Source organism: Streptomyces sp. NPDC037421, assembly GCF_055602105.1.
The window spans coordinates 126,384-132,955 of record NZ_JBVJWV010000022.1 but is presented as its reverse complement, the minus strand read 5'-3'; the positions used below and the strand labels follow the sequence as shown (position 1 = coordinate 132,955).

Sequence of the window (6,572 nt, the reverse complement as noted above, 5' to 3'; positions counted from 1 at the left end):
CCCCCCCCCCCCCCCCCCCCCCCCCCCCCCCCCCCCCCCCCCCCCCCCCCCCCCCCCCCCCCCCCCCCCCCCCCCCCCCCCCCCCCCCCCCCGGCCCCACCCCTGAGAGGTATCCCCGTGAACCCCACCGGCACGATTGAAGTCGGCGTCACCCGTCTCCTCCAGATCGCCGGGCCCGCAGCCGGCCCGACCCCCGTCGACGGGCCCCAGTCCGGCGAGCCCGCCCAGGTCGAAGCCCCCGCTCCGAAGCTGGACGCCGCCGCCTTCGCGGACGCCGACGCGTTCCGGGCGATGGTCAGCCACTGGAGCATGGACGATCTGTACACCGTCGGGAACCTGCTGATGGGCGAGGGCGACCGGCGCGGCGCCATAGAGCTCGTGGAGATCCTGCGGTGGCTGTTCCTGCCCAACCCCGACGCCACCGGCCCCAACCTGAGCAACGTGCCGAAGGAGCCGCAGGACGCGCCCGTGGTCAAGGTCGAGTTCGTCACCGACTCTCCCTACGAGAACGGGGTGTTTTGGGCGGGCGAGGTGGTCTACCTGCACCACGCCAACGGGCACGTGTCGGAGACCGAAATCGGCCCGCCGGAGGGGATGAGCGACGACGACCCGTTCTACGCCGAGTGGGAGGAGAAGGTCCGCCGGTACGAAGACCTGCTCGCCGACTATGCCCGCGCCAATCCGCCCAACGAGGGCGACCACCTCGTCGTTGATCTGGCCACGGGTGAGTTCGACCAGTCCGGCCGGTGGTCCCTGGCCTGACCTCGCCGCGCACCCCGCCGCTGTGGGCGGCGGGGTGTAACGCATCGGCCCTCCACTCCGTCTACGCGGCAGCACCCCCACGCGCGTCGTAGCGCCGCCCAGTCGTGGACGGTAAGCCAGCGGGCCGGCTGTGTTGCCCCCGACCGTTCCGCCCCCAGCACGAACAGGATCCCCACCGTGAGCCTGAGCAGCGACATCGCCGCCGCCCCGCAGCACATCACCCATCACGTCTTCGACCCCGACGGCCTGAAGCCGCCGTTCTCCTACACCTCGGGGCTGGCCGCCCGCCCCGGCCGCGCGTACGAGCTGTCCGTCACGGGGCTGCCCGGCCAGTGGGCGCACGCTGTGATCAACGGCGCCGTCGACCAGCTCGTTGCCGACCACCTCGAACCGGCCGAGGGGCTGGAGCTGGACAACGTGCTGCGCGACGGCTACCTCGTCCGTCTCCGCCGTGCCGTGGACACCTCGGGGTGCACCAGGGCCCAGCTGCTCGCCGGGTCGGACGTGCCGGTATGGCAGATCCTCGTCCCGGACAAGTGGGGGTTCTTCCCCGGGGACAAGCACTACAGCGACGACCCCGACGCGCAGCCGCTCATGTAGGCGTCCCCGCCCCGCCCGTTCCCGCCCGTCTCGTGAAAGGCGCCTCCGTGTACCCCTCCCGTCCCGCGCCCGGCCGTCTGGCGGCCGGTATAGCCGCCGCCCTGGTGGTGTTCGTCGTGCTCCTGGTGCTGGTTCTCCTCTCCGACGACGATGACCTTCCGGCATGCCCGGCGTCCCGCAGTAGCGGCCTGGACATCGTGGCCGCTGGTCCTCGGCCGTGCGTGCTTCACGGCCTGACGACATCCCGTGGGGGCGCCACTGAGACGGCCCCGGCCGGGCAGCAGATCAGCGGGGGCCAGGGCCCCGGCAGCGGGAAGCAGCCGACAGCGCCGAAGGCCTCGCCCCGGAAGGAACTCGCCCCGCCGAAGGCGCCCCCGGCCCCCGCTGCGCCCCGGCCAGCGGCTCCGGCCCCGAAGAGCCGCTGACCCATCCGTGCGATCCGGCGCCCCGGACGGCCTACCTGGCCGTCCGGGGCGCTCCTGCGTTGTCAGAGGCCGGTGCCACAGTTGCGGCATGGCTCTGGACACTGCAACGGTCCCTGCGGCCGGTCCGACAGCTGGCCTCGCCGCCGAGCTGCGCTTGCCCGTGTGGAACGCCCTCGCCGACCGCGCGGACGCGCTGCGCCGGGCTCTTCCCCCGCGTCCTGACGACGTCGTGGGGCGGTTCGAGTGGTGGCGGTCCCTGAGTACGACGCAGGCCCGGGACGCGGCTCTCCTGGACCGCTTCGACGCCCTGTGCGGACACCTGGCGGGGCGGCCCGCGCTCGGGTGCGCCGAGGACGACCCGCTGCCGGAGGCGGCACTCGAAGAGGTCGACGGGTTCCTCGGCGCCGAGCTGGCCGAGCGCGTTGCCGAGTACCGGCGCCTGCGCGGCCAGGGGTCATGCAGCCGCAGCTAGAGCGGCGATCAGCAGGGCGGTGACGTGGGCGGTCTGGTCCACGAAGGCGGCGCCGCCGCGCTGCGCGAAGTCAGCGCTGCCGGTGTTGTCCATCCACCACTGGATCGGCCAGCGCCGGTCAATGAAGCCGTGGGAGAAGCCCACCCAGGCGAGCACGCTGGCGGCCACAGGCGCCTGGAGTGGAACGTCGAGCAGGATCACGCCCGCGCCGAGGGCGACCGCCGACACGGCCACGTGCGTGCCCGCGTGGGAGAGGGTGGCCAGCCAGCCGGCTGCGCTCCTCAAGGCCTTGAGCTCGGACTGCCTATCGGTCTGGAGTACGTAGTCGGAAAGTAGATGAGCGACGTACAGCAGGATGAACAGGGTTGCGAACATGCCGGGTTGACCTCCGGTTCGGAATGGATGTGGCAGCCCGAGTGCCAGGTGCCTCCACCCTGGTGCGGACGGGTTGTCCGCTCTGCCCTCCAAAGGGCGCTGCGGACGTGACGTCGGTCTCCGTCGTCTTCCGTCGTCAAGTTGCGGCTGGTGGGGCGCCTGGGGCGTCTCACGGCGCTGTGGGGGCCTCCCACAGGGTTCGCGCGATGTGGTCGACGCCTCGGGACGTACGGGGCCTGCTGGGGCTGTTCCAGCCGCGCCGGGGGGAGCGCTGCGCGAGGACGCGCCACCCGGCGCCGCGCAGGCTCGCTCCGGTCTCCCCGCTCTGTGTGTAGGTGATGAGCCGGGTGTAGCCGAGGGCCTTTGCCGCCCGCCAGGCGGCCCCGTATAGCAGGCTGTTCGCGTTGCCCGTGCCGTCGGTGGCGGTCCGGGTGACCTCCAGGGTCTGCCCGTTGTCGAAGAGCCGGGCCACGGGTCGGCCCACCATGGCGACCGCCCGCAGGACACCGTCCTCGTCGGCTGCGCCCAGGCAGAACACGGCCCCGGGCGGCGGCCGGTGGTGGCGGTGCCAGGAGGCGACGAACGCCTTGGCGTCCTTCTGTCGTACGGGCACGACGTGCAGTCTCGGGGCGCCCAGGTCGGCGCCGAGGTGTGTGCGGGGCAAGGGAGTGCTCCGTGCTGCGGGGGCGCTCCGCTGCGCCCCGGAGGCGGGCACCATGAGGGTGCGGGGCGGCTACCGTCCCGGACGTGAACTGGCGGCGGGGACCTGATTGGCACCCCAGGACACAAAGCCCGGCGGGTGTCTACCTTCCGCGCCATGACGAAGACCTCGAAGAAGCGCGGCCGCCCGACCCTCCTCAACCGCAGGATCATCAACCAGCTCGCGCACGCCGCGCAGTCGGGCAAGACCCGCGAGGAGATGGCCGCGCACGCCGGCGTTTCGGTGCGCACCTTGCAGACGTGGATCGCCCAGGGGAGGAAGGCCCGCGAGCAGGTGCTGGCGCAGGGCGGGCGAGTCACCGGGCCGGCTGGGGCGCAGCGCCAGGAGCAGACCGTCGACCAGCTCGCGCTGCACCTGGCCGTCGCGCTCGACATCGCCGACCGCAAGCGGCGGGGAATCAGCACGATCCTGTCCGGCGAGGAGCTGGAGCGTGGAGTGCCCAAGGGCGTCAAGCCGATCGGCCGCCCGGCGATCCTGACGCAGGCGCTCGTAGACGCCGTGGCAGGACCGTGCGCGGCCAACAAGCTCGACAAAGCGGCCGCGGCGGCCGGGGTGGACCGGCGCAGTGTTCAGCGGTGGCTCACGCGGGGCCGGAACGTCCACCTGTCCGGCGGCGCCACCACGGAGTACGAGCGGCTGTGCGGGGTCCTGTACGCCCGCGTGGAGGCGGCCAGCAGGGAGGCCAAGCAGGAGCCTGCCGAGGAAGCTCCCGCCGCGAAGGCCCCCGCCGGTACCGGGAGCACGTTCATCGTCCTCACCGAGGAGCGGGTGGAGCAGCTCGTCGGCGCGGTCGCGGACGGCGCGAACCGGCTGGAGGCGGCCAGCCGTGCCGGGGTGTCCTATCGCACCTTCGCCCGGTGGCTGGCCCTCGGTGCCCGGGTCAACGCGGCCGGGGACCACGCGAGCGAGCACGAGCGGCTGTGCGGCGTCTTGAAGAACAAGGTGGCCGAGGCAGACCGCGCGCGGGCAGCCGGCCCGGACGCTGCGCCCGGCCTCGTCACCGTCGGCGGCACCGTCGACATGGAGGTCGTTGCCCGGAAGCTCCGGGAGGAGCCCGGCTACATCCTGCCCAGCCCGAGCCCCATCGCCGTCACCCGTGCCGGGGCCCGCCCGCCGAAGCGCTGGGCGCTGCTGGGCCGCCGATTCGCCGACCGGCTCGGCTTCCGCCGCCTCGCAGGGGCCTGACCTGCAACGTCATATCCAGGTGCGCTGTGGCGCATGAGGGTTTCCACATGCGCTACAGCGCACCTGGTGAAATCCTCATGCGCTGTGGCGCATGTGACCTCATGCGCTGTGGCGTATGTGGCCTGATGCGCTGTGGCGCACGTAAACAAGAACAACCCAACACAACCGAAAGAAGAAGAAGAACTTCGTTCGTGGCCAGCCTCTCGGGGGGCTGCGGGCTTCGTCGTGCTCGGGGTTCCTCGACCGCTGACGCGGTCTCGCCGAGACGCAAGGAGCCGAGGCCCGACACCTTCATCCGTTCGTACCCGCTCCAGGCCGGGCGGCCCCTGCGGTCCGCCCGGTACGCACGAACGGAGAGAACTCCCACCATGCAGCCCGACATGAAGCCCGCCGTCCTCAAGGCCCTCGAAGAGTGGAAGGAAGCCTGGGACCTGGCCCGCTCACGCGCCGTGAACACGCTGAGCATCGCCCTGCCCGGCCTCTCGCCGACGAAGACCCCTACCTACTGCTGCCCGACCACGCTCGTCATCGACAAACCGAACGTCCTCGGTGAGGGCAAGGTCTGCATTGACGAAGACGGCCTGGCCACCATCGAACTCAGCGCCCTGCCGAACGCCGTCATCGCCGAGGCCATCGACAACCTCTTCGGCATCGGCTGGTTCGACGGTGCCGACGGCCCTCTCGAAGAGGCCGACCCCGGGACCTACTACTACGACAGCGAGCAGCCGCGCGCCGAGTACGTCGTCAAGCTCGGAGAGGACGACGTCGGCTCCGTCGGCGTCGACTGCCTGCCGATCGGGTACGCCGCCGAGCTCCTCGACGCCCTGAGCGCGGCCCGCGAGCGGCAGGAGGAGGAAGCCGCAGCGACTGGCTGACGGCCGGCCCGGGACGCTAGCCCGTTCCGGCGTGCATGTTCTCGTCCTCGCTTCCGCCGCTCCCCCGCGGCCGTCACCGGTCCGGCGCCGGGAGCAGGACGGAGAACTGCAACGTGGCTTCTCGACGCCGCACAGGCCCCTCGGAGTCGGTCCGGATGGTCGTCCATCAGCGTGACGGCGGCCGGTGCGTGCGCTGCGACAGCCTTCGGGACCTGACCATCCACCACCGCGTCAACAGGGGGATGGGCTCCTCCCGGGAGGAGTGGATCAACCAGCCGCAGAACCTGCTCCTCGTGTGCACCACCTGCAACTCGTGGTTCGAGGACCACCCCCGCGAGGCGTACAGCGCCGGCTGGAAGGTTCGCCGCCCCATGCTGCCGGGCGAGATGACCGTCCTCTACCCGGGAGGCTCCGAGTACGTCCTGTACGCCGACGGCACCCGGGCCCGCGTGGTCCCGCCCCGGCGCCCGGCCGGCGCCCGCACCACTGGGGACGATGCCCGATGAACGTCCGCACGATCCCGCTTACCCTGAACTGGCACCTGATGGCCTGGCGTGGGGGATCCCGCCTCGCAGCTGGCCCGGTGCGCAGCCACGGGGACGGCGCTCCCCGCACCATCGGCGCCACCCTCAGCATCTTCCGCCGAACCATCGGCCTGGCCCGGCTGGGCATCGGCGACCAGATCCCTCCCGTGGAGAACTGGTACCGCGACTTCGGCCGGTTCAGCATCGGCGGCTGGAGAACAAGGGGCCGGAGCGTGCCGGTCAGCACCGGGTGGATGATCGACGGCGCAGACAAACGCATCGGGGTGTCCCTCACCCTCGCCTCGCGGTCCGTCTACCTGATCCGCCTCTTCGGCCGCGCCGAGTACCAGGAGTACCAGCGCAAGCGCGCACTCTACGGCGGTCTCTTCTGGTCGCACACGGGGCGCGGGCGGAAGAAGCGGCGCGGATGAACGCCTGTGTGCAGGCCCCGGCCCCCACGATCCCGCCGAGAGTCCACTTCGATTCCGACGAGCAGCCGACCGGCGACGAGCTGCTCCTCCTCGCCCTACGCGACCTCGAACGCAACGACCCCCACAGGACGTGGTGTACAGTTTCCGACCAAGGATGAATGGCTAGGGGAGGCCCCTGCCACCAGCGCCCCAGGGCGCGCGC

9 protein-coding genes are annotated in these 6,572 nt (G+C 72.0%); 7 read left to right on the top strand and 2 right to left on the bottom strand.

The window, feature by feature from the left end:
- Positions 1 to 117: 117 nt before the first annotated feature.
- The 3 genes from ACZ7IF_RS27225 to ACZ7IF_RS27215 all read left to right on the top strand — a co-directional run bounded on the left by ACZ7IF_RS27225 (position 118) and on the right by ACZ7IF_RS27215 (position 2,259).
- Positions 118 to 762, top strand: coding sequence for a hypothetical protein (locus ACZ7IF_RS27225; RefSeq protein WP_470976307.1), 645 nt, complete (start codon positions 118 to 120; stop codon positions 760 to 762).
- Between the two features lie 177 nt (positions 763 to 939).
- Positions 940 to 1,362, top strand: a complete 423-nt coding sequence (locus ACZ7IF_RS27220) for a DUF4262 domain-containing protein (protein WP_470976304.1) — start codon at positions 940 to 942, stop codon at positions 1,360 to 1,362.
- A gap of 513 nt (positions 1,363 to 1,875) precedes the next feature.
- The gene (locus ACZ7IF_RS27215) at positions 1,876 to 2,259 is read left to right on the top strand and encodes a hypothetical protein (protein WP_470976301.1); all 384 of its coding nucleotides are present in this window, start codon (positions 1,876 to 1,878) and stop codon (positions 2,257 to 2,259) included.
- On the opposite strand, the gene ACZ7IF_RS27210 is transcribed toward ACZ7IF_RS27215, so the two are convergent.
- Together ACZ7IF_RS27210 and ACZ7IF_RS27205 are read right to left on the bottom strand one after the other, a co-directional pair.
- Positions 2,242 to 2,634: a DUF3307 domain-containing protein gene (locus ACZ7IF_RS27210; protein WP_470976298.1), complete on the bottom strand. Its 393-nt coding sequence runs from the start codon at positions 2,632 to 2,634 to the stop codon at positions 2,242 to 2,244. The genes ACZ7IF_RS27215 and ACZ7IF_RS27210 overlap by 18 nt on opposite strands.
- A 169-nt stretch (positions 2,635 to 2,803) precedes the next feature.
- Entirely contained in the window at positions 2,804 to 3,298 is a 495-nt protein-coding gene (locus ACZ7IF_RS27205) for an XF1762 family protein (RefSeq protein ID WP_470976296.1), read from the bottom strand.
- 153 nt (positions 3,299 to 3,451) lie between these two features.
- Between ACZ7IF_RS27205 and ACZ7IF_RS27200 the strand changes: the two genes are divergently transcribed.
- From ACZ7IF_RS27200 to ACZ7IF_RS27185, 4 genes are all read left to right on the top strand, one after another.
- A complete protein-coding gene (locus ACZ7IF_RS27200) occupies positions 3,452 to 4,540 on the top strand; it encodes a hypothetical protein (RefSeq protein ID WP_470976294.1) in 1,089 nt (362 codons plus the stop codon).
- 368 nt (positions 4,541 to 4,908) lie between these two features.
- Positions 4,909 to 5,415 (top strand): hypothetical protein, encoded by a 507-nt coding sequence (locus ACZ7IF_RS27195; protein WP_470151659.1) that lies wholly within the window; start codon positions 4,909 to 4,911, stop codon positions 5,413 to 5,415.
- Positions 5,416 to 5,528: 113 nt separating this feature from the next.
- On the top strand, positions 5,529 to 5,921 hold the full coding sequence (locus ACZ7IF_RS27190; protein WP_470976291.1) for an HNH endonuclease: 393 nt from the start codon (positions 5,529 to 5,531) through the stop codon (positions 5,919 to 5,921).
- Complete coding sequence (locus tag ACZ7IF_RS27185) at positions 5,918 to 6,370, top strand: hypothetical protein (protein ID WP_470151655.1); 453 nt, start codon at positions 5,918 to 5,920, stop codon at positions 6,368 to 6,370. Before ACZ7IF_RS27190 ends, ACZ7IF_RS27185 begins: the two co-directional genes overlap by 4 nt.
- Positions 6,371 to 6,572 lie beyond the last annotated feature (202 nt).

Excerpts from the sequence above, each read along its gene's own strand:
- ACZ7IF_RS27215 (WP_470976301.1), top strand. The coding sequence starts at position 1,876 with ATGGCTCTGGACACTGCAACGGTCCCTGCGGCCGGTCCGACAGCTGGC.
- ACZ7IF_RS27210 (WP_470976298.1), bottom strand. The coding sequence starts at position 2,634 with ATGTTCGCAACCCTGTTCATCCTGCTGTACGTCGCTCATCTACTTTCC.
- ACZ7IF_RS27200 (WP_470976294.1), top strand. The coding sequence starts at position 3,452 with ATGACGAAGACCTCGAAGAAGCGCGGCCGCCCGACCCTCCTCAACCGC.
- ACZ7IF_RS27195 (WP_470151659.1), top strand. The coding sequence starts at position 4,909 with ATGCAGCCCGACATGAAGCCCGCCGTCCTCAAGGCCCTCGAAGAGTGG.
- ACZ7IF_RS27185 (WP_470151655.1), top strand. The coding sequence starts at position 5,918 with ATGAACGTCCGCACGATCCCGCTTACCCTGAACTGGCACCTGATGGCC.